At 35.1% G+C, this 21,576-nt stretch carries 23 protein-coding genes; 16 read left to right on the forward strand and 7 right to left on the reverse strand.

What is annotated here, in order from left to right; all coding sequences use genetic code 11:
• Positions 1-32: 32 nt before the first annotated feature.
• Positions 33-584 (reverse strand): peptide deformylase, encoded by a 552-nt coding sequence (gene def / locus K332_RS0102315; RefSeq protein WP_026905969.1) that lies wholly within the window; start codon positions 582-584, stop codon positions 33-35.
• Positions 585-796: 212 nt separating this feature from the next.
• Between def and K332_RS0102320 the strand changes: the two genes are divergently transcribed.
• From K332_RS0102320 to lpdA, 5 genes are all read left to right on the forward strand, one after another.
• Positions 797-1,462, forward strand: a complete 666-nt coding sequence (locus K332_RS0102320) for a YkyA family protein (RefSeq protein ID WP_026905970.1) — start codon at positions 797-799, stop codon at positions 1,460-1,462.
• Positions 1,463-2,254: 792 nt separating this feature from the next.
• Entirely contained in the window at positions 2,255-3,298 is a 1,044-nt protein-coding gene (gene pdhA / locus K332_RS0102325) for a pyruvate dehydrogenase (acetyl-transferring) E1 component subunit alpha (protein WP_211237398.1), read from the forward strand.
• A 3-nt stretch (positions 3,299-3,301) separates the two neighbouring features.
• Positions 3,302-4,279 (forward strand): alpha-ketoacid dehydrogenase subunit beta, encoded by a 978-nt coding sequence (locus K332_RS0102330; RefSeq protein ID WP_026905972.1) that lies wholly within the window; start codon positions 3,302-3,304, stop codon positions 4,277-4,279.
• 21 nt (positions 4,280-4,300) lie between these two features.
• Positions 4,301-5,584: a dihydrolipoamide acetyltransferase family protein gene (locus K332_RS0102335; RefSeq protein ID WP_026905973.1), complete on the forward strand. Its 1,284-nt coding sequence runs from the start codon at positions 4,301-4,303 to the stop codon at positions 5,582-5,584.
• A 4-nt stretch (positions 5,585-5,588) separates the two neighbouring features.
• On the forward strand, positions 5,589-6,995 hold the full coding sequence (lpdA, locus tag K332_RS0102340) for a dihydrolipoyl dehydrogenase (protein WP_026905974.1): 1,407 nt from the start codon (positions 5,589-5,591) through the stop codon (positions 6,993-6,995).
• Between the two features lie 60 nt (positions 6,996-7,055).
• Here the strand turns inward: lpdA and K332_RS0102345 are convergent, their stop codons facing one another.
• Positions 7,056-8,579, reverse strand: coding sequence for a glycine betaine uptake BCCT transporter (locus K332_RS0102345; RefSeq protein WP_026905975.1), 1,524 nt, complete (start codon positions 8,577-8,579; stop codon positions 7,056-7,058).
• Positions 8,580-8,753: 174 nt separating this feature from the next.
• Here K332_RS0102345 and K332_RS0102350 point away from each other — a divergent pair, with 174 nt between their 5' ends.
• The 4 genes from K332_RS0102350 to K332_RS0102360 all read left to right on the forward strand — a co-directional run bounded on the left by K332_RS0102350 (position 8,754) and on the right by K332_RS0102360 (position 11,304).
• Positions 8,754-9,638 carry a polysaccharide deacetylase family protein gene (locus K332_RS0102350; RefSeq protein WP_026905976.1) on the forward strand — a complete coding sequence of 295 codons (885 nt, stop codon included), beginning with the start codon at positions 8,754-8,756 and terminating at the stop codon, positions 9,636-9,638.
• Positions 9,639-9,771: 133 nt separating this feature from the next.
• Positions 9,772-9,885 carry a GapA-binding peptide SR1P gene (locus K332_RS23515; protein WP_084287650.1) on the forward strand — a complete coding sequence of 38 codons (114 nt, stop codon included), beginning with the start codon at positions 9,772-9,774 and terminating at the stop codon, positions 9,883-9,885.
• Positions 9,886-10,069: 184 nt separating this feature from the next.
• Complete coding sequence (locus K332_RS0102355) at positions 10,070-11,023, forward strand: NAD(P)H-dependent flavin oxidoreductase (protein WP_026905977.1); 954 nt, start codon at positions 10,070-10,072, stop codon at positions 11,021-11,023.
• Positions 11,024-11,034: 11 nt separating this feature from the next.
• The gene (locus K332_RS0102360) at positions 11,035-11,304 is read left to right on the forward strand and encodes a UPF0223 family protein (RefSeq protein WP_026905978.1); all 270 of its coding nucleotides are present in this window, start codon (positions 11,035-11,037) and stop codon (positions 11,302-11,304) included.
• A gap of 222 nt (positions 11,305-11,526) precedes the next feature.
• On the opposite strand, the gene K332_RS0102365 is transcribed toward K332_RS0102360, so the two are convergent.
• Entirely contained in the window at positions 11,527-12,141 is a 615-nt protein-coding gene (locus K332_RS0102365) for a YktB family protein (RefSeq protein WP_026905979.1), read from the reverse strand.
• Positions 12,142-12,358: 217 nt separating this feature from the next.
• Between K332_RS0102365 and K332_RS0102370 the strand changes: the two genes are divergently transcribed.
• Complete coding sequence (locus K332_RS0102370; protein WP_026905980.1) at positions 12,359-12,550, forward strand: hypothetical protein; 192 nt, start codon at positions 12,359-12,361, stop codon at positions 12,548-12,550.
• Between the two features lie 313 nt (positions 12,551-12,863).
• The gene (locus tag K332_RS0102375; RefSeq protein WP_026905981.1) at positions 12,864-13,673 is read left to right on the forward strand and encodes an inositol monophosphatase family protein; all 810 of its coding nucleotides are present in this window, start codon (positions 12,864-12,866) and stop codon (positions 13,671-13,673) included.
• A gap of 1 nt (position 13,674) precedes the next feature.
• Here the strand turns inward: K332_RS0102375 and K332_RS0102380 are convergent, their stop codons facing one another.
• Positions 13,675-13,857 carry a DUF5325 family protein gene (locus K332_RS0102380; RefSeq protein ID WP_026905982.1) on the reverse strand — a complete coding sequence of 61 codons (183 nt, stop codon included), beginning with the start codon at positions 13,855-13,857 and terminating at the stop codon, positions 13,675-13,677.
• 189 nt (positions 13,858-14,046) lie between these two features.
• Here K332_RS0102380 and K332_RS0102385 point away from each other — a divergent pair, with 189 nt between their 5' ends.
• A complete protein-coding gene (locus K332_RS0102385) occupies positions 14,047-14,361 on the forward strand; it encodes a YlaH-like family protein (RefSeq protein WP_026905983.1) in 315 nt (104 codons plus the stop codon).
• 59 nt (positions 14,362-14,420) lie between these two features.
• Here K332_RS0102385 and K332_RS0102390 read toward each other — a convergent pair whose 3' ends face one another.
• The gene (locus K332_RS0102390; protein ID WP_026905984.1) at positions 14,421-14,624 is read right to left on the reverse strand and encodes a YlaI family protein; all 204 of its coding nucleotides are present in this window, start codon (positions 14,622-14,624) and stop codon (positions 14,421-14,423) included.
• 113 nt (positions 14,625-14,737) lie between these two features.
• On the opposite strand from K332_RS0102390, the gene K332_RS0102395 reads away from it, so the two are divergent.
• Positions 14,738-14,989 carry a hypothetical protein gene (locus tag K332_RS0102395; protein ID WP_026905985.1) on the forward strand — a complete coding sequence of 84 codons (252 nt, stop codon included), beginning with the start codon at positions 14,738-14,740 and terminating at the stop codon, positions 14,987-14,989.
• A gap of 40 nt (positions 14,990-15,029) precedes the next feature.
• On the opposite strand, the gene K332_RS0102400 is transcribed toward K332_RS0102395, so the two are convergent.
• Together K332_RS0102400 and K332_RS0102405 are read right to left on the reverse strand one after the other, a co-directional pair.
• A complete protein-coding gene (locus tag K332_RS0102400; RefSeq protein WP_026905986.1) occupies positions 15,030-15,644 on the reverse strand; it encodes a YhcN/YlaJ family sporulation lipoprotein in 615 nt (204 codons plus the stop codon).
• Between the two features lie 149 nt (positions 15,645-15,793).
• The gene (locus K332_RS0102405; protein ID WP_026905987.1) at positions 15,794-16,276 is read right to left on the reverse strand and encodes a hypothetical protein; all 483 of its coding nucleotides are present in this window, start codon (positions 16,274-16,276) and stop codon (positions 15,794-15,796) included.
• 232 nt (positions 16,277-16,508) lie between these two features.
• On the opposite strand from K332_RS0102405, the gene K332_RS0102410 reads away from it, so the two are divergent.
• From K332_RS0102410 to pyc, 3 genes are all read left to right on the forward strand, one after another.
• The gene (locus K332_RS0102410) at positions 16,509-16,790 is read left to right on the forward strand and encodes an Fpa/YlaN family protein (RefSeq protein ID WP_036687981.1); all 282 of its coding nucleotides are present in this window, start codon (positions 16,509-16,511) and stop codon (positions 16,788-16,790) included.
• Positions 16,791-16,932: 142 nt separating this feature from the next.
• A complete protein-coding gene (ftsW, locus tag K332_RS0102415) occupies positions 16,933-18,117 on the forward strand; it encodes a putative lipid II flippase FtsW (protein WP_026905989.1) in 1,185 nt (394 codons plus the stop codon).
• The gene (gene pyc, locus K332_RS0102420; protein ID WP_026905990.1) at positions 18,105-21,545 is read left to right on the forward strand and encodes a pyruvate carboxylase; all 3,441 of its coding nucleotides are present in this window, start codon (positions 18,105-18,107) and stop codon (positions 21,543-21,545) included. The genes ftsW and pyc overlap by 13 nt, the downstream gene beginning before the upstream one ends.
• The last annotated feature ends 31 nt before the right edge of the window (positions 21,546-21,576 follow it).

A 21,576-nucleotide genomic window follows, 5' to 3' on the forward strand; every position in this document is an offset into this window, starting at 1 on the left:
GGTCTGACACAATGAATGCGTCAAACCCTGTATTAATCTATAGATTTTGAGTTTTCGGGGATTTCAAATGGATTTTCTTTATTGATATGGTCGTAAAACATGACCCCGTTTAAATGGTCAATCTCATGTTGAAAAACAATTGCTGCATAATCTTTTAAGCGTAGTTTAATAGCATTACCTTCTAAATCGATTGCTTTTACAGTAATTCGAGCATATCTTGGTACAAACCCCTCAACATTTCGATCAACTGATAAACAGCCTTCACCAACTGTCAAATAGGCTTTTTCTACCGAATGGCTGACGATTTTAGGATTAAACAATCCATAACTATACAGTTTACCATTACCATCCTCGAAATGTATGGCAACCATTTTCTTTTCGATACCTAACTGTGGTGCAGCAATACCAACACCTGGTCTAAGATTATATTTTGAACAAATCTTCTCATCTTGACTGTTCTTTAAAAACTCTAACATATCTTGTAATAATGAAATCTCTTCATCTGAAGGAGGTAAAGATACTTCATCTGCAACTTTGCGAAGTGAGGGATGACCCTCACGAACTACATCATCCATAGTTAGCATGTAATTCTCTCCATTTCTATTAAGTTATTCACTTTCCACTTTATCATATTATAATCATTAAAATAGTTTATCATATATTTAATTTTTAAGGCATAATTTTACTATAGACATGCTTCATAAATTAAGAGTTCAACAGTATATTTTTGTGATATACTAAGTATCAGTTTATAAATAATGAGTCATCGTAGTATTGGTAGAGGAGGATAAATAACATGATTTTTAAACATGTATTCGGTATCATTACTTTAGTAACTGTTTTATTATTAGCTGGATGTGGAAATAGTCCTGAAACGCAAATATACAACCATTTAGAAGCTGCTGTCCAGTTGGAAGATAACTTTCAAAAGCAGCAAGATGGAATTACGAAACTGGAACAAGAAGAACAAGGACTCTATAAAGAAATAATTGAGCTTGGTATAGAAGAAATGGATAAAATTCAAGAACTTACAAATAAAGCTATTGCTTCAATAGAAGAACGTTCAGAGAAAATCAAGCTTGAAAAAGAAAGTTTAGATGCGTCACGAGAGGAATTTGAGAAGTCAGAGGATCTAATTAAGGAAATAAAAGATGAAGAGGTTAAGGAAAAAGCTTTATCTATGTATGAAGCTATGATAAATCGTTTTGAAGCTTATGAAACACTTAATAAAACGTATAATGAATCATTAACTCTTGAAAAAGAATTATATGAAAAGTTTTTACAAGAAGCTTTAGAAGAAGAGGAATTACAAGCTCATATAGAAAAAGTTAATTTGAAATATCAAGAAGTCATTAAAGCGAATGATACTTTTAATAAGCTTACAATGGATTACAATGAACTGAAAAAAAGCTTTTATGAAACTGCCGAAATTAATGTTAAATATGTCGAGAGTGACCAATAATAGTTGTTAAATACTCATCCATGCTGGGGTGGGTATTTTTTTATTGGCTGATTTTACAAGTATTGTTTATTACACAATTTGAATAAAGTGCGCATAAATCGGGCCCATGATTTGTATGGAAGGTCTCATGTTTTCCTGAATCGGTTACATGTTCTGACTGTGAGGGCCCATGTTTTCCTGATTTAGTTGCATGGTCTTACGTGCCCTTAGGCCTCAACAGCGGAAATCCGTATTTTCATATGGAAACACACGTATTTCAGCTGAAAAATAATTAGTAGTTACTTCGCATTTTCCACCAACTGTTAAAAAAAGACAATTAACATTTCAAAAACAGCCTAGTAGTTTTAATGTGGAAATATAATTTTTTGAACAATAAACGGTAGTGAAAAGTACATAGACATATTTAAAAATAGTAATCTGGATAAAGAAAATGATACAGGAAGTATGTGAAACTATAACAGTTTATCGGAAAAAATATGCGATATATAAAAAACCTTTGGGCAAAATAATAAAACATAAGTCAAAGTAGTTGACCGGAAGGAATTATATACGCTAAACTTTAGATGTATTAAAAATTGTACCAGTATTTTTTGCGAGGTTTATGTAACAGTTTATATTTTTATTACAGCTAGGTAAACTCCTCGAGTTTTACACATATACAAAAACTGCAAATAGGTACAGATTTTCCTTTTTTTTGGGAAGGATAGTAAAGATAATTTTAAATGGATATAAGAAAGGAAGAGGTGAACTATTTTGAAACACGTTTTAGAAAGTGTTGAAAGTCAGTTCGAAATGTTCCAGATTCTTAATGAAGATGGAAAGATTATCAATAAGGATGACATGCCAGATTTATCAGATGATGAATTAAAAGAGCTTATGAGAAGAATGGTTTATACTCGCATTCTTGATCAGCGCTCTATCGCTTTAAACCGTCAAGGACGTTTAGGATTCTATGCTCCAACAGCAGGTCAAGAAGCATCACAATTAGGTAGTCACTTTGCTCTTGAAAAAGATGATTTCATACTACCAGGATACCGTGATGTTCCACAGCTGATTTGGCATGGTCTACCATTGTATCAAGCATTCTTATTCTCAAAAGGACACTTCCATGGTAACCAAATGCCTGAGGGAGTTAATGCATTACCACCACAAATCATCATTGGTGCACAATATGTACAAGCAGCTGGTGTTGGTTTAGGTCTTAAAATGCGTGGCAAGAAAAATGTAGCAATCACTTATACAGGTGATGGTGGTACTTCACAAGGTGATTTCTATGAAGGAATTAACTTTGCCGGAGCATACGGGGCACACAATATCTTTATCGTTCAAAATAACGGATTTGCTATTTCTGTACCGAGAGAAAAACAAACAGCAGCTAAAACATTAGCTCAAAAAGCAATCGCGGCAGGTATTGAAGGAATTCAAGTAGACGGTATGGATGTACTTGCAGTATATGCTGCAACAAAGCATGCTAGGGAACGTGCAATTGCTGGTGAAGGACCAATGTTAATCGAAACAATTACTTATCGCTATGGTCCACATACTATGGCTGGTGATGATCCAACTCGCTATCGCTCTACAGATCTTGATTCAGAGTGGGAGAAAAAAGACCCATTAGTAAGATTCCGTAAGTTCTTAGAAGGTAAGAAACTATGGTCTGAGGAAGAAGAAAATAAGGTCATTGAACAAGCGAAAGATGACATTAAGGCAGCTATTAAAAAAACAGATCAACATCCTAAGCAGAAAGTTACAGATTTAATTTCATTTATGTTCGAAACACTTCCAAATAATTTACAAGAACAAATGGAAGAGTACAAAGCAAAGGAGTCGAAGTAAACAATGGCACAAATGACAATGATTCAAGCAATCACTGATGCACTGCGCGTTGAACTTAAAAATGATGAAAACGTGCTAGTGTTTGGTGAAGACGTTGGCCAAAATGGCGGAGTATTCCGTGCAACAGAAGGCCTTCAAAAAGAATTTGGAGAAGAACGTGTATTTGACACGCCATTAGCAGAATCGGGAATTGGTGGTCTAGCAATTGGACTTGCAATGGAAGGTTATCGCCCTGTTCCGGAAATTCAATTCTTTGGCTTTGTATATGAGGTAATTGATTCAATTAGTGGACAAATGGCACGTATGCGTTATCGCTCAGGTGGAACAAAAAATGCACCTATTACAATTCGTTCGCCCTTTGGTGGAGGAGTACACACTCCAGAACTTCACGCGGATTCCCTAGAAGGATTAATGGCACAGCAACCTGGTTTGAAAGTAGTAATTCCTTCTACTCCGTATGATGCAAAAGGACTATTAATCTCAGCTATTCGTGATAACGATCCAGTAATCTATCTAGAGCATATGAAATTATACCGTTCTTTCCGTGGAGAAGTACCTGAAGGGGAATACACAATTGAACTTGGCAAAGCTGATGTAAAACGTGAAGGTAAAGATGTTACGATTGTAACATATGGTGCGATGGTCCATGCTTCACTTAAAGCAGCAGAAGAGCTTGAAAAAAATGGTGTTGACGTAGAGGTTGTTGACTTACGCACGGTTTCACCATTAGATATAGATACTATCCTAGAGTCTGTTAAGAAAACTAATCGTGTTGTAGTAGTTCAAGAAGCACAGCGTCAAGCAGGTATTGCTGCTAATGTTGTTGCTGAAATTCAAGAAAGAGCAATCCTACATCTTGAAGCACCAGTATTACGTGTTGCAGCACCTGATACGGTATACGCATTCTCTGAAGCAGAAGAAGTGTGGTTACCAAATTATAATGACATCATTGAAAAAGTAAACACTGTAATGAATTTCTAATACAAGATAGGAGGATTTTGAATGGCGTTTGAATTTAAATTACCGGATATCGGTGAAGGAATCCACGAAGGTGAGATTGTTTCATGGATGGTAAAAGAAGGCGACCTAGTAAAAGAAGATGATGTACTTTGTGAAGTACAAAATGATAAAGCTGTAGTTGAAATTCCTTCTCCAGTGGAAGGAACGGTTACTAAGATTTTCGTACAAGAAGGAGAAGTTGCTATTGTAGGTGACACACTAATCTCCTTTGATGCGGAAGGTTATGAGGATGCAGGTGGAGATGCACCAACTGAGCCTGCAAAGGAAGAAGTAAAAGTAGAAGCACCTAAAGCAGAAGCTACTACTAGTGCTCAACCAGCTGCGACTGATGTAGATGATGATAAGCGTATTATTGCAATGCCATCCGTACGTAAATATGCACGCGATAATAGTGTAAACATTAAACAAGTAGTAGGATCTGGTAAGAATGGTCGAGTTTCAAAAGAGGATATAGATAGCTTCTTAAACGGTGGTCAATCAGCTGCTCAAACTAATGAAGTTGCTGCAGAAGCAAAAACAGAAGCACCTGCTGCTCAAGCTAAAGCTCCTGTTCTTGAAGGAAATTACCCAGAAACACGTGAAAAAATGTCGCCTATCCGTAAGGCAATTGCTAAAGCGATGGTTAACTCCAAGTCTAAAGCACCTCACGTAACATTAATGGATGAAGTGGATGTAACTGTATTAGTTGCTCATCGTAAGAGATTTAAACAAGTTGGGCTTGACCAAGGAATTAAGTTAACTTATTTACCATATGTTGTAAAAGCTATCGTTTCTGCTTTGAAACAATACCCAATCTTAAATGCATCCATTGATGATGCAACTGAAGAAATTGTTCAAAAGCATTATTACAATATTGGTATTGCTGCAGATACAGACAAAGGTCTTCTTGTACCAGTTGTTAAAAATGCAGATCGTAAATCTATTTTTACAATTTCCGCTGAAATCAATGAATTGGCAGATAAAGCAAGAAATGGTAAACTAGCACCAGATGAGATGAAAGGTGCTTCAAGTACAATTTCTAATATTGGTTCTGCTGGTGGTCAGTGGTTTACACCAGTAATTAACTATCCTGAAGCAGCAATTTTAGGTATTGGTCGTATCGCTGAAAAACCAATTGTTCGTGACGGAGAAATTGTCATTGCTCCTGTACTTGCGGTATCATTGAGCTTTGACCACCGAATTGTAGATGGTGCTACTGCTCAAATGGCCTTGAATCAAATCAAGCGATTATTAAATGATCCACAATTAATCATGATGGAGGCGTAAGATTATGGTAGTAGGAGATTTTCCAATTGAACTAGACACACTAGTTGTCGGTGCAGGACCTGGGGGATATGTTGCTGCAATTCGTGCCGCACAATTAGGTCAAAAAGTAACTATCGTGGACAAAGGTGCTTTAGGTGGAGTTTGCTTAAATGTTGGTTGTATTCCATCAAAAGCTTTAATTGAAGCTGGTCACTCTGTAGAAAAAGCTCAAGGAAACGAAGCTCTTGGAATTAAAACTGAGAGTGTTTCTGTTGACTTTTCTAAAGTACAAGAGTGGAAAGCATCCGTTGTTAATAAATTAACCTCCGGTGTTGAAGGCCTATTAAAAGGTAACAAAGTAGACATCGTGAGTGGTGAAGTATATTTTGTCGATGGAAATACTGTAAAAGTAATGGATGAGAAATCTTCTCAAACGTATACTTTTAAAAACTGTATTATTGCAACAGGTTCATCACCAATTGAAATCCCAACATTTAAGTTTTCTGAGCGCGTATTAGACTCTACTGCTGCTCTAGATTTAAAAGAAGTACCTAAGAAGATGGTTGTAATTGGTACAGGATTTATTGGCGCAGAATTAGGTACTGCATATGCTAACTTTGGTACGGAGGTTGTCTTCTTAGAAGGTGCAAAAGACATCCTTGGTGGTTTCGAGAAACAAATGACACAGCTTGTGAAAAAAGGCCTTAAGAAAAAAGGTGCAACAATCGTTACACAGGCTATGGCTAAAGGTGTTGAAGAAACAAAAGACGGTGTGAAAGTATCTTATGAAGTTGATGGAAAAGTAGAGACAGTTGAAGCTGATTATGTATTAGTTACAGTTGGTCGTCGTCCGAATACTAGTGAAATTGGTTTAGAGCAAGTAGGTATAGAAGTTGATGACAGAGGACTAATCAAAGTAGATAAGCAATGTCGTACAAATGTGACTAACATTTACGCAATTGGTGACGTTGTAGCAGGAGCTCCACTTGCACATAAAGCATCTTACGAAGGTAAAGTTGCTGCTGAAGCAATTAGTGGAGAAAAATCTGAAGTGGATTACATTGGAATGCCTGCGGTAGCTTTCGTTGAACCGGAACTTGCATCTGTTGGAATGACTGAACAAGAAGCAAAAGATGCTGGTTACAATGTAAAAGTTGCTAAGTTCCCATTTGGTGCAAACGGTCGTGCATTATCTCTTAACGCAACTGATGGTTTCTTAAAATTAGTCACTCGTAAGGAAGATGGATTAGTTTTAGGTGGTCAAATTGCAGGTCCGAATGCTAGTGACATGATTTCTGAAATTGGTTTAGCAGTTGAAGCTGGAATGACAGCTGAAGATATTGCTTTAACAATCCATGCTCATCCAACATTAGGTGAGATTACTATGGAAGCTGCAGAAGTAGCACTTGGAACACCAATTCATATGTTGTAAAAACGTATAAAAAGAGTGATGTTTACAAAACATCACTCTTTTTATTTTTACTATATTTGTCTAACTTTTCCTTCTCATCTCAATTTCTTTAGCTTCCTGCTTAAAGGACTTCAATAATGAAACAACAATCAATAACATAATGATGGTAAATGGAAATGCTGCTATAATCGAAGCGGTTTGAAGTGCGCCAAGTCCACCTTGCCATAATAAAACAGCTGCAGCACCGGATTGGATTATTCCCCATACAAGTTTAACAGAATTTGGTGGATCCAGTCTTCCGCCAGTAGTTTGCATACCAAGTACAAATGTTGCAGAATCAGCAGATGTAATAAAGAAAGTGCTAATTAGCAGGATTGCAAGAAAGGATATTAGTGTACTTAATGGGAAATGTTCTAATACCGCAAATAAAACTGTTTCTTCTCCTAATTCACTTACATAACGATAAATATTCTCTCCTTCGAAAAATTCTAAATGTATTGCTGAACCTCCAAAAACAGTAAACCAAAGTGCGCCAAAAATTGTTGGTACAAGTAAAACACCAAGAACAAACTCTCTTATTGTTCTACCACGGGATACTCTTGCGATAAAGGTTCCAACAAATGGAGCCCATGCAATCCACCATGCCCAGTAAAATATAGTCCAGTCTTTAATCCACTGTGTATTATCCTCGTTAAAAGGTGTCATTCGAAAACTCATGCTAGGTAAATTTTGAATATAATTACCAAATGAAGTTGTGAAAAAATTTAAGATGAAATTTGTTGGTCCTAGTATTAAAACAAATACCATTAAAGCAAATGCGAATATGATATTTGCATTACTTAAATATTTTATTCCTTTATTTACCCCTGTTGATGCAGAAAGAAGGTATAGTACTGTCACTATTACGATAATGATTAATTGATATAAGAAATTCTGATCAATACCGAAAACAAATGATAATCCACCGCTAATTTGAATGGCACCAAAACCAAGTGATGTTGCAACGCCAAATACTGTAGCAAACACAACAATGGAATCAACAGTTGTCCCCCAAACTTCTTTTCCTTTTTCTCCGAATAAAGGTACTAAAATACCACTTACTAAACCTGAAGATTTTTTTCGAAACTTAAAATATGCGAGAGCAAGTGCAAGTGTAGCGTAAATCGCCCATGGGTGTAGTCCCCAATGAAAAAAGCTATATTGCATAGCTGTTTTAGCTGACTCATTAGTTCCAGGCTCCCCATAAGGGGGATTATGGAAATGTGAGAGGGGTTCTGCAGCACCCCAAAAGACTAATCCTATTCCCATACCTGCACTAAAGAGCATTGCAAACCAGGTAATATAGGAGTATTCTGGTTCATCATTTGGTTTACCTAATTTTATTTTGCCGTATTTTGAAAAAATGAGGAAAATGGAAAAAAATAAAAAGAATGATGCACTTATTAGATAGAACCAACCAAACTTGTCTACAATAAAACTTTGGATTTTTGACGTAACATTCTCTAAATTCCCATTTGGTAAGACAGAATCTGGTATTACTCCCCAAATGATAAATAATATACTGATAATAACAGATACATAAAATACTTTAGATACCTTCTTCATTTATAAAAATCCTTTCTGCTAACATGAATTGTTCATATACTTACTATTTCCAACTATTACTGAACTATTTTAGATTTTAACCAGTTAATAAATTTATTTTAGGTTGTCTTGTGTTTTTAGTTGGATTAAATTAAGATTAAATGAGGTCTTTTAACGACATCAGGAGGGTTTTGCATGAGGAAAATTCAGTTTCTATTTATTTTTACTCTACTTGTTATAATCTTAGCTGCTTGTACAAGCACGGAAAAAAAAGAAGCAGTAGATAAACCTAAAGATTCAGAAGAACAGGTCTCAGATACTATAAATGAGGAAAGTAATAAAATAGAGGAACAGGAAAGTAATCCTGAAAGTACTGAGGAAGAACAAGAGCTTGAAGAAGAAAATAAAATAGTTGCACAATATCGGGTTTCAGAGGACTGGTCTTTAGTACCAATTAAAGAGGGTACAAATGAAAAAGTTGTGCTCTTAACAATTGACGATGCTCCTGATAGTTATTCTTTAGAAATGGCTAAAACATTGAAAGAACTGAATGCTAATGCGATTTTCTTTGTTAACGGACATTTTATTGATACTCCTGAGGAGGCAAAAAAGTTAAAACAAATCCATGATATGGGGTTTGTTATTGGAAACCATACATATAATCATGTTAATTTAAAGGACTTAGAACATGATCCTGAGGAGCAACGAACTGAGATTGTTAGTTTAAATGATAAGATAGAAGAAATTATTGGGGAAAGACCTAAATTCTTTAGAGCACCACATGGGATTAATACGGATGAATCAAGGGAAATTGCACAAGAAGAGAATATGGTTCTGATGAATTGGTCCTATGGTTATGATTATTTCAAACCATACTTTGATAAAGATAAATTAGTTAGAGCAATGGTGACCGGAGAAGGACCGGAAGTGGATGTACCATATTCTTTATTAAAGAATGGAGCTAATTTATTAATGCACGATCGTGAGTGGACAAGCGAGGCATTAAAAGATATTGTAATCGGTCTTCGAGAAAAGGGCTATGAAGTTTTAGATCCAAATTTAATTGAAACGGATCAATAAATATTTTTAACCAGTAGATCATTTCTACTGGTACATTTTTAGTTTAATGTGTTATACTAATTGTGTTATAATATTCAATTGTTGCATACTATATCATATAAAGTCCTACAAAGTTAAAGAGGAGCTGGAATTAATGGGTACAATCGTTTGTCGAGAATGCCAAGAAACTATTGAGCACTATGAAAATGATAAGGTGACGGTTCTTTATGGCACATGCCCTACTTGTAAATCCAATTCAAATAAGTAATTCCAATAGCAACATGCGATAATCAAACATTCCTTTCTAAAAGCTACACATTTGTGTAGCTTTTTCATTTCGAAAATGTCATCAAACAATAGAAACTAGGACTAGGTAATATTATGTTCGAAACACGTGATAAAAAATGGTAGGATTGTAGTAGTATTGTTATATTGGAGGCTAGAGGAGAACTATGAGAACGCGAGTGACAGAGATTTTTAATATTAGATATCCAATCATTCAAGGTGGTCTAGCATATTTGGCATATGCAGACTTAGCGGCTGCGGTTTCCAATGCTGGTGCATTAGGGCAAATTACAGCAATGAGTTTGGGGAATCCAGAAGCCTTAAGAGAGGAAATAATTAAAGTAAAGGAATTAACCAATAAACCGTTTGGAGTTAATTTTGCCATTGGTCAGCATAATCGTCCATTTGAAGAAATGGTTGAAGTTGCTATAGAGGAAAGGGTTGAAATCATTTCAGTTACTGGAGGGAATCCCAAAGGTGTCCTGGATATGGTTAAAGGACATCCTATAAAAACTTTAGTTTTGGTTGCAGCAAAACGACAAGCTCAAAAGGCAGAAGAATTGGGGGCAGATGCAGTTATTGTAGTTGGACATGAAGGAGGAGGACACCTGGGTCGAACAGATACTGGAACAATGGTTTTAACACCACAGGTTGTTGATAGTGTATCCATCCCGGTTATTGCATCTGGAGGAATTGTTGATGGAAGAGGTTTAATGGCCGGGTTAGCTTTAGGTGCAGAAGGAATTGAAATGGGCACAAGATTTATCGCAACAAAAGAATGTATTCATGCACATCCTGTCTATAAACAGGCATTACTTGGTGCTGATGAAAACTCGACAGTTGTTATTAAGCGTTCACTTGGAATGCCAGCACGTGCCATAAGAAATTCGTGGACTGATAAAATAATAGAATTAGAAGATAATGAAGTTGGTTATGAAGGATTAAAAGATTACATAAGCGGTAAGGCTAATAGGGAATATATATATGATGGAAAATCGGAATTAGGTTTTGGTTGGGCAGGACAGGGTATTGCAGGTATTCATGATCTACCTTCTGTTCAAGAGTTAATAGAAAGAATCATTGCAGAAGCGGAAGAAATTAAAAATAAGTGGAAAGTTTGAGGTGGGTAAGCATGAATTATTCTTATCCAGTTGATTCAAGTTGGACTAAAGAAGAAATTATTGATGTTATTCAATTTTTTTCATTAATAGAAAGAGCTTATGAAAAAGGAATTGACCGTAATATTTTACTTGCTGGTTATCGGAAATTTAAACAAGTAGTACCTTCAAAAAGTGAGGAAAAAAAATACTTTGCAGAATTTGAAAGGGACTCTGGATATTCAGGGTATCAGACAATAAAAAAGGCACTGGAAAGTGAAGGCACCATTTTAAAAATGAAGTAAACATATTTATAAGACATACTAAAACAACTCCGAAATTATATAATTTCGGAGTTGTTTTTTGGACTATCATCATATGACTTATATTGCTGATTTTGTATAAAAAGTAACTATTCGTATCATAGTTACCCTTAAATGAAGGACTACTATGCGATTGCTCCACTTTCTTATCCTTTTATCACTTGTTCTTGTAGGGAATGTATTATATGTCAATACTTCCCTAGATTACGCTTGTAAAGCCATTTGATAAAAAGGTATTAAGGAATCATATGTGTTCTTAACTAGTTCGACTAATTTACCGCCATCCGAAACGATTGGGTCATTCGGAGTTAAGTGTCTGCCAATTAGAAATTCTCCTTTTTTCACATCGCGAAAGCGTTCTACATGCAACTTCTCAAGAGTATCAAGACTAAATGAATCTTTTTTCATATGGTCTAACGAAACTACAAAGTCAGATGGTAACTTTTTCAATTGAGTAAAATTAGTTAGAAAACTTTTAGCTATATCACTTTTATTATCCAATTCATAAATACAAGCCAACCAAATAAATAAATGATCATCAAATAGTCCTAATTGAAAATGTGGGTGTTTTTTATAGCCCCTCTTATTATTTGAAATTGCTAACCAAGTATCTTTAGGTGGGTTAACTGTTCTTCTTGCATGTTTTGCAATATGAAGATAAACTTCATTTCCTAACTTACTTGATAAATGATCTACTAATTCTTGTCCAATTTCTTGAAACTTAGGTTGGATACGTGTTTGAATGGCTTCCATTCTCCTATCTAATCCATCTATATGAAATGTGTCAAAATCCGTTTTATTAAATCCAGTTATGTTCATCTATAAAAACACCTTTCTGCAAATATTAAATTATATTTATTATTATGAACAACTTAATATAAACAAGTCAAGTATAAGAATTTATTGTCTTGGACCTCCTATGAACGAAATTTGTTAAATCTCATATATATAAAGAAAACAGACAGAAAGTTCAAGAAAACATGGACAACTAAATTAGAAGGTCTTATTAAAATTTATCAAGAAGGGATGTGATCTTTTGAAGTATATATTAGAAGAGGTCAGAAGAAATGAAGAAAAAGAAAAGATTCCAGTAATACGAATGGAAATTGATTATGAACTACTGACACTTTATGATGCTATGCAGGTTGAAGATAAGGTGCAAATTATAAAATCAAAAGAAAAACTAAAACTTTTACGAAAGAAGTTATTATCCTTACTTGATAATTAGTCACAAAAAGCTCAAGGAACATTAAAGTTTCCTTGAGTTATTTGCTGGGTTCGGAAAAAAATAAATGCTTCCTGCACATATTGTAAAACTAAAGCAGAAAGTGCCTATCATATAGCGACAATATTCAAAGGAGCATTACTTCTTGTAGTATCATACAGTCCATTCGAGAAGTCATTCATGGAGCTTCACAACTAGAAACTAATTTAAAGAAGATATCGAAAGCGAGTTTATCTTATGAGGTAGTGTCAATGTATACTCATTTGCTATCTTTTGATACTATAAATGATAGTAGAGAATATGGAGGATTTACATAATGAAGAATTTAATATTAGATGAAATTAACAGGAAAGCAAAAGAATGGATATTGGAAGCGGGAAGGACGATAAGGAATAAGATAAATGACCCATTAGATATTAGTTCTAAATCTAATCCAAATGATTTAGTTACCTCAATGGATAAGAATACAGAAAAATATTTTCTTGAAAAAATTAAATCAACATTTCCAGATCATTTCTTAATAGGAGAAGAGGGATTTGGAGATGAGGTGAAAGCACTTGATGGTACGGTTTGGATTATTGATCCAATAGACGGGACAATGAATTTTGTTCAACAAAAACGAAATTTTGCAATTTCAGTTGCAATCTATCATGATGGGGTAGGGGAAGTCGGACTCATCTATAATGTTATGGAGGATCAACTGTATAGTGCTAGACGTGGAGAAGGGGCATTTAAAAATGAAGTTAAACTTCCACCATTAAAGAAAACAACTGTATTAGAAGAATCAGTAATTGGATTAAACCATTTATGGTTATGTGAAAACAAATTGGTCGATGAAAAAATTATGCAAGACTTAGTAAAGACTGCTCGTGGTTCCAGAACATATGGTTCTGCTGCAATAGAGCTTGCTTTTGTTGCAGAAGGTGTATTAGAAGGTTATTTAGCTATGAGTCTTTCGCCGTGGGATTTTGCTGCGGGAATGATACTTATTAAAGAAGTTGGTGGTATTACAACGAATATTGATGGTAAAGGAATAAAGATGTTGGAAAGAAACTCTGTATTTGCTGGACATCCTGAAGTTCATTCACGAATATTAAATGATTTCATAACAAAAGCAAGAAAGTGACTCACACTTGTGAGCCACTTTTCTTTTTCTTATTGGCAATACCTGCACCCATAATACCAAATCCTAATAAAATAAAAAGTAGAATAAGCCCTATACTGCGAAGTGCAATTGCAAACCCAACTCCAATAAACATAGAAACTACAAGTAAAGCTAAGAGTAAAGCTGGTATGTTAACATTTCTCATTAAAAACACTCCCTTTAAGTACATAACAAGTATAAGACTTTTTTTGAACTTGTTCAAATTTTTATTTAGTAGTATAGGAAAGTATAAAAAACTTTTCATGAAAGAGTTCGTAAACCTGGTGACTTATACTAGCAAGATTATTATAAATCTAGTATGATAAAGCTTGAACATACATAATGGGGGATTCATATGGTTTATGACTTTATTATGCAACACTATGGTGTAGAGCAATTATTTAATATTTTATATCCGGTCAACTTTATTCTTGCTGCTTTAGCCTATAAATTAGGCTTTGCTAAAAAGTTACCTATCTTAAAATCAATAATTGTTTATATTTTATTAGCAATAGGCATATTTGTATTATATATATTGTTTATTGTTTGGTCAGTAGCTTCAGGTGGTTCACCACTTCCACTTACAGAAAGCTTAGTTATAATATGTTTAGTCTTAGCAATTTATCGAATTCGTTTACATCTACAACGAAAAGGTAAAAAAACAACCTAAAAAGAGGCATTTCAGATTGGAAAACCTGAAATGCCTCTTTTAACTTAGTAATAAATTGGTTATATTAACTCGTCTTCTTTTTTCTTTTCCTCAAACAAACGAAACTTCCCAGTTGCATGACGGTCTAAAGTCTTTTCTTTTATTCTTTCATTACAGCTTCCGCATAAGTACATATGGGTTTTTCGATTTCGTAATCGTTTCGCTTCTAGAGAATAATCATCTATATTTTCAACTACATCACATAAAACACATTTAACCTGCATCTTATCACCTCGGGTCAAATAACTGTAAATTAACTATATCATATCTTAATAGAAAATGTTTAATTTCAATATAAAAGAGGAACATTAAAATAAACGATAGAAAGGATGATAGAGTGAAAAAGCGATATGTAGTTTCTGCATTAGGTCTTGGTGTTGCTGGCTATTTAATGGGTACCAAAGCAAGGAATAACCATCTAACCTCATCAGACTCCACTGAGATTGATGAAGACTTAACACTATATAATGCAGGGAAACCTGACCAAGTTGATGATTTAGAAATAGATCAACTAGAAAATGCCAAAATGGTATCAGAGGGATCTCAATTTGGGGTTCAATATTATAACCATATTAAAGCAAATGAGTAAATAATTAATGAGGTATCCTAGTTCTGGATACCTCATTTTCTCAGTCTTCTCGTTTTTCTCGGTTATTCTTGGATTGATCGTCTACTATATCGTCCATTTCTTGCTTTTCTTTTTCATCATCAATTATTTTTTGGTTTTGATTTGGTTCTTCGGGACGATCCTCTGGTAATGGGAAGTCAGGCATATATCTACCAACGATTGCTGCTAACTCATCGACAATTCCTTGAACGGGATAGCCTTGTTTTATTTTGTCGTTCATCCCGCGAATTCTTTCGTTCACATCTGCATCAGCTACGACAACGGCAGTTTTTCCATAAGGGTCGTGTTGAAGTGCTTCCAGTACAGAATATTTGATAGTTCCAACTCTAGAGCGATCTAATTCCTTGTCAACATCGATTCCAACGACTGCATATGGCCCTACAACAATCGATACGGCGTCATTTACTTCAGGTACATCACTTGCGATGTTTGCTAAATGATTCGCTATTTGTTCATTAGAATATTCTCTTTCTTCTCTAGGGGCCGAGTTTTTCACATTGATTATTCGGTCGTTAGGATTTTCTTTTTCTGTTGGCAAAGCATGATCTTCATTATCTTGAGCGCAACCTATAAGTAAAAGAAAGCTAATAGCTAGAACTCCAAAACGTGTAAACATCTAACACTCCTCCTAATAAGTGTGAATAGCTTATTATTATTTTGAGTATTAGATGATAAATTATACAACCTAATGAAAAAGAGGATAGGTTAAGAAAAAATCTTATCCTATCCTCTAGAGATGTAATTTTTATGTAAATGAAATATTAGTTAATTTATTATAATTTTATTAATTCCCTTAATTGGTTGATCCATATTGGTGCCATCCTTATACAGAAGATGTACTGGGCCGTCTTCCTTCAGTGGTTTACCATCAATTGCAAATAACAAATAGCTGTCATAAAGTTGTTCTATGCTCATCACTATATCGCCATCATTTGTAATAAGGGTAGCATCAGTTGAGCCAACTTTTATCTCTGCATAATCTAAAAAGTCATTGATAGGCATTACATAAGAATATTTTAAAATGTTTTCTCTTTCATGTTTTGTTAAGCTCTTATTAACTGGGGGCTTAGCTGTTCTTCCTATTGCATTTTCCCATTTTTCAGATGCTAATTTTACCTCATCGATTTCTTCTTTTTTAAGATTAACATCGAATGCCTCTTCTAAAATGATTTTTCGATCATCGAATATCCATACAGTAGGATCCATTGTAATCTGGTATGCTACATTTCCAAGTATAGGAACAATCATAGTTTTCCACCTTTCCAAAAAATATATCACCATTTAAGAATATCAGACATATCCAACAAATGAAAAGACAAAGATTGAAGAACCATTAATAATGATGTTTTTAGTGTAACTAACATTTGCATTTTATAGTAGTAAACGATAATATAATGGTAGAGGAATGCATGATTAAAGAAGAGAACAAGCTTAAAAAATAAGTTTTAGTTAAGTTTGTTTTGGTGGAGGGGATATTTTGATAGAGAAGGTTACGATCGATCATCGTGAAAAGGCCTATGCCCTTCTAAAGGCTGATGCTGATAAGATATTACGGCTTATTGAAGTCCAAATTGATAACCTTACTATGCCGCAATGTCCGTTATATGAGGAAGTTTTAGATACGCAAATGTTTGGTCTCTCCAGGGAGATCGATTTTGCCGTACGATTAAACTTAATTAATGAAAATGAAGGAAAATCGCTTTTAGAAAACCTAGAGAGGCGTTTAAACATACTTCATGAAGCAGCACAAAAGTCTGTGTAATACCACTAAATTTGTGTGGGAGTATTTTGTGTTAAAAACTTTGCCTACATATGGAATGGCAAGGTTTTTTTGTTTAAATGTACATAAAAAGAGTAAGAAAAAAGTTTTAATCAGTGATTAATGCAAATTGGAGAGGGACGAAATGTTTCGAAGGTTAAAAGATTGTGACTTTACACTCCTCATCGCACCAATAGTTTTAACCGGGTTTGGAGTTGTGATGATTTATAGTGCAAGTATGGTAATGACTGTTGTTGTTGAGGGATACGAAAGTACACATTATTTAGTTAGACAATTGCAATGGTTTGGGATGGGATTAGTTGGATTTCTATTTTGTACCTTTTTTCCATATAGAGCATATCAAAAGCTTGTACCAATTATCGTGATGGGTATTATTATATTGCTCTTAGCAGTATTTGCTTTTGGAGATGTTCGTGGGGGTGCTAAATCATGGATTGACTTGGGTCCTTTAAACCTTCAACCATCGGAGTTCGCGAAGTTAGGTATAATCATGTACTTAGCATCGGTTTACTCAAAAAAACAATCCTATATTAATAATTTCAACAGAGGAGTACTACCTCCATTAATTTTAACAGGAGCAATCCTTGGTTTAATTGTACTACAACCTGATATTGGTACTGCCGCTATCATATTTTTAATTGCTTGCTCCGTAATCTTTAGTTCAGGAATTCGATTTAAGCATTTATTTTTGCTAGTTGCAATAGGCTTACTATTGGTAGCGATTGCTATACCAAGTATGGTTACAGATGAACGTATTAGTCGATTTACTGGAGCCTACGCACCTTTTGAGTCTCCGAAAGATGACGGTTATCAACTAATACAATCCTATGTTGCAATAGGAGTTGGAGGGTTAACTGGTGAGGGACTTGGTCAAAGTGTTCAAAAATTAGGTTATTTGTTTGGCCCCCATACGGACTTCATCATGGCAGTTGTTGCAGAGGAACTAGGATTTGTTGGAGTAATTATTGTAATTGGTTTGCTCGCAACAATTGTTTTGAGAGGAATATATATTGCTCGAAAATGTAATGATAGTTTTGGTGCGCTACTCGCTATTGGTATATCATCAATGATTGGAATTCAAACATTTATTAACCTTGGATCTGCTAGTGGGATTTTACCTATTACTGGTGTAACTTTACCCTTTGTAAGTTATGGAGGTTCTTCCTTGTTAATATTATTAGCTTCAATGGGTGTATTAAACAATATTGCTATGACAGTTAAGAAGAAAGAACGGGAACCTGCTCCTGTAAATGAAAATGATATTCCAAATAATCGATTGATTAAAGGAGGAAAACAATGGTCAAGTTAAAGAAAATTAAAAAAGTATTGGTTGCTAATCGTGGTGAAATTGCAATACGTGTTTTTAGAGCATGTACAGAACTTAATATTCGTACAGTAGCAATATATTCCAAGGAGGACTTGGGCTCCTATCATCGCTATAAAGCGGATGAGTCCTACCTTGTGGGAGAAGGAAAAAAACCGATTGATGCATATTTAGATATTGACGGAATAATTGAAATTGCTAAACGTGTTGGGGTAGATGCAATCCATCCAGGCTATGGTTTCTTATCCGAAAATATAGAGTTTGCTAAACGCTGTGAAGCAGAAGGTCTTATTTTTATAGGACCAACAAGTGAGCATTTAAATATGTTTGGTGACAAAGTGAGAGCTAGAAGTCAGGCAGTGCAGGCTGGCCTACCAGTAATACCTGGTACGGATGGTCCAGTTACATCTTTAGAAGAAGTAGAAGCCTTTGGTAGTACATATGGATATCCAATTATTATTAAAGCATCTCTCGGCGGTGGAGGCCGTGGTATGCGTATTGTAAGAAGTGCGAATAACGTTAGGGAAAGTTATGACCGAGCTAAATCGGAAGCAAAGGCAGCTTTTGGTAATGATGAAGTTTATGTTGAAAAGTTAATTGAACAACCGAAACATATTGAAGTACAGATTATTGGCGACGAGTTCGGTAATATCGTACATCTTTATGAACGTGATTGCTCTATTCAAAGAAGACATCAAAAATTGGTTGAGGTTGCTCCGAGTTTATCTCTGTCTGATGAATTAAGAGAAAGAATTTGTGAAGCAGCAGTACAATTAATGAAAAATGTCGATTACCTAAATGCAGGGACTGTTGAGTTCTTGGTAAAAGATAATGATTTTTACTTTATTGAGGTAAACCCGCGTGTTCAGGTAGAACATACAATTACAGAATTAATTACAGGTGTTGATATTGTTCAAACACAAATAAAAATTGCAGATGGTCAAAATATTCATGAGCCATCAATTGGAATACCAGTACAAGAAAAAATAACGACGCAAGGGTATGCCATACAGTCTCGTGTTACAACTGAGGATCCATTAAATAATTTTATGCCAGATACAGGTAAGATTATGGCATATCGTACTGGTGGAGGATTTGGTGTCAGACTTGATGCTGGGAATGGCTTCCAAGGTGCAGAAATTACACCACATTACGATTCGCTGTTAGTTAAGGTCTCGACTTGGGCATTAACCTTTGAACAAACTGTACAAAAAATGGTTCGTAACTTAAAAGAGTTTCGTATTAGAGGAATTAAGACAAATATTCCATTTTTAGAAAATGTTATGCTTCATCAGCAATTTATTACTGGAGAGTACAATACAACGTTTATTGATGAGACTCCTGAACTTTTTGTTTTTCCTAAACGTAAAGACCGCGGTACGAAGATGCTAACCTTTATTGGGGAAACAACTGTTAATGGTTTTGAAGGAGTTACAAAAAAAGGTAAGCCTGCATTTGAGAATCCAGTTGTACCTAAGGTAGATCATATTGATTTTCAAAGTGGGACTAAGCAAATTTTAGATGAAAAAGGCCCTGAAGGTTTAGCGCAGTGGTTGAAGGACCAAAAGGAAGTGTTACTAACAGATACAACTTTCCGAGATGCGCATCAATCACTACTTGCAACCCGTATTCGTACAAAAGATTTAGAGAAAATTGCAGAGCCAACCGTAAAGCTTTTACCAAACCTATTTTCTGTTGAAATGTGGGGAGGAGCAACTTTTGATGTTGCATATAGATTCTTGAAAGAGGATCCTTGGGAAAGGTTACTTTCATTAAGAGAGAAAATGCCTAATGTATTATTGCAAATGCTATTAAGAGCTAGTAATGCAGTGGGGTATAAGAATTATCCAGATAACTTAATTGATCAGTTTGTTGAGAAAAGTGCAAGTGCAGGTATCGATGTTTTCCGAATTTTTGATAGCTTGAACTGGGTAGAGGGTATGAGACCAGCAATTCAAGCGGTTCGTGATCAAAACAAAATTGCTGAAGTAGCAATGTGTTATACAGGGGATGTCTTAGATTCTTCACGTACGAAATATAACTTGAACTATTATAAGAATCTAGCGAAAGAGCTTGAACAGTCAGGTGCCCATATTCTTGGAATAAAGGATATGGCTGGTTTGTTAAAACCGGAAGCAGCATACTTATTGATTTCAGAATTAAAAGAAACAGTTGATATTCCGATTCATTTGCATACACATGATACAAGTGGTAATGGAGTTCACATGTATGCACGTGCAATTGATGCTGGTGTAGACGTTGTAGATGTTGCCAATGGCCCGATGGCTGGATTAACATCCCAACCAAGTGCACAAACGTTGTATCATGCACTAGAGGGTAAGGAAAGACAACCAAGAATTAATGTGCAGAGTTATGAAAAGTTAGGAAACTATTGGGAAGATGTACGGGAATATTATCATGAATTCGAAAGTGGTATGAAGGCGCCACATACTGAAATCTATCAACATGAAATGCCTGGAGGACAATATAGTAACCTTAGACAACAAGCAAAAGCAGTTGGCCTGGGAGATAGATGGGATGAAGTGAAAACAATGTATCGCCGGGTTAATGATATGTTTGGGGATGTTATTAAAGTAACTCCTTCTTCTAAAGTAGTAGGGGATATGGCACTCTTCATGGTTCAAAATAATCTATCGGAAGAGGATGTCTATGAAAAAGGTGATACGATTGATTTTCCAGATTCCGTTGTTGAGTTAGCAAGTGGTTATCTTGGTCAGCCATATCAAGGTTTTCCAAAAGAACTACAGCGTATCATTTTAAAAGGTAGAAAGCCTATCACGGTTAGACCAGGTCAATTATTAGAACCTGTTAATTTTACGCATATGAGAGATACTTTATTTAAAACGCTTGATCGTCAAGTGACTAGCTTTGATATGATAGCTTATGCTTTATATCCAAAGGTATTTATGGATTATCATCACTTTTATGAAGAGTATGGGAATGTATCTGTTCTTGATTCACCAACATTTTTCTATGGGATGAATATAGGTGAAGTTATCCAGGTGGAGATAGAGCAAGGTAAAACATTGATTGTAAAATTAATTTCTATATCCCAACCGCGAGAAGATGGAACAAGAGTTGTGTATTTTGAGTTAAATGGTCAAGCTCGTCAGGTTAACATTCGAGATAAGAGTGTCCAAACGCAAATTACAACAAGACCTAAGGCAGATAAAGGAAATGAGAAGCAAATTGGTGCTACAATGCCTGGAACAGTTCTTAAAGTTGTTTGTGAAAAGGGACAGAAAGTAGATAAAGGTGATGAGTTAGTAATCACAGAAGCCATGAAAATGGAAACTACTGTTCAAGCACCATTTAGTGGAATAATTAAATCCATTCATGTTCATGATGGAGATTCTATTGAAGTAAATGATCTATTAATTGAAATTGAATAACAATAAAAAAATGCAGCCATTTGGCTGCATT

Origin of the sequence: Paucisalibacillus globulus DSM 18846 (assembly GCF_000482485.1) — a bacterium.
Classification (GTDB): Bacteria; Bacillota; Bacilli; order Bacillales; family Amphibacillaceae; genus Ornithinibacillus; species Ornithinibacillus globulus.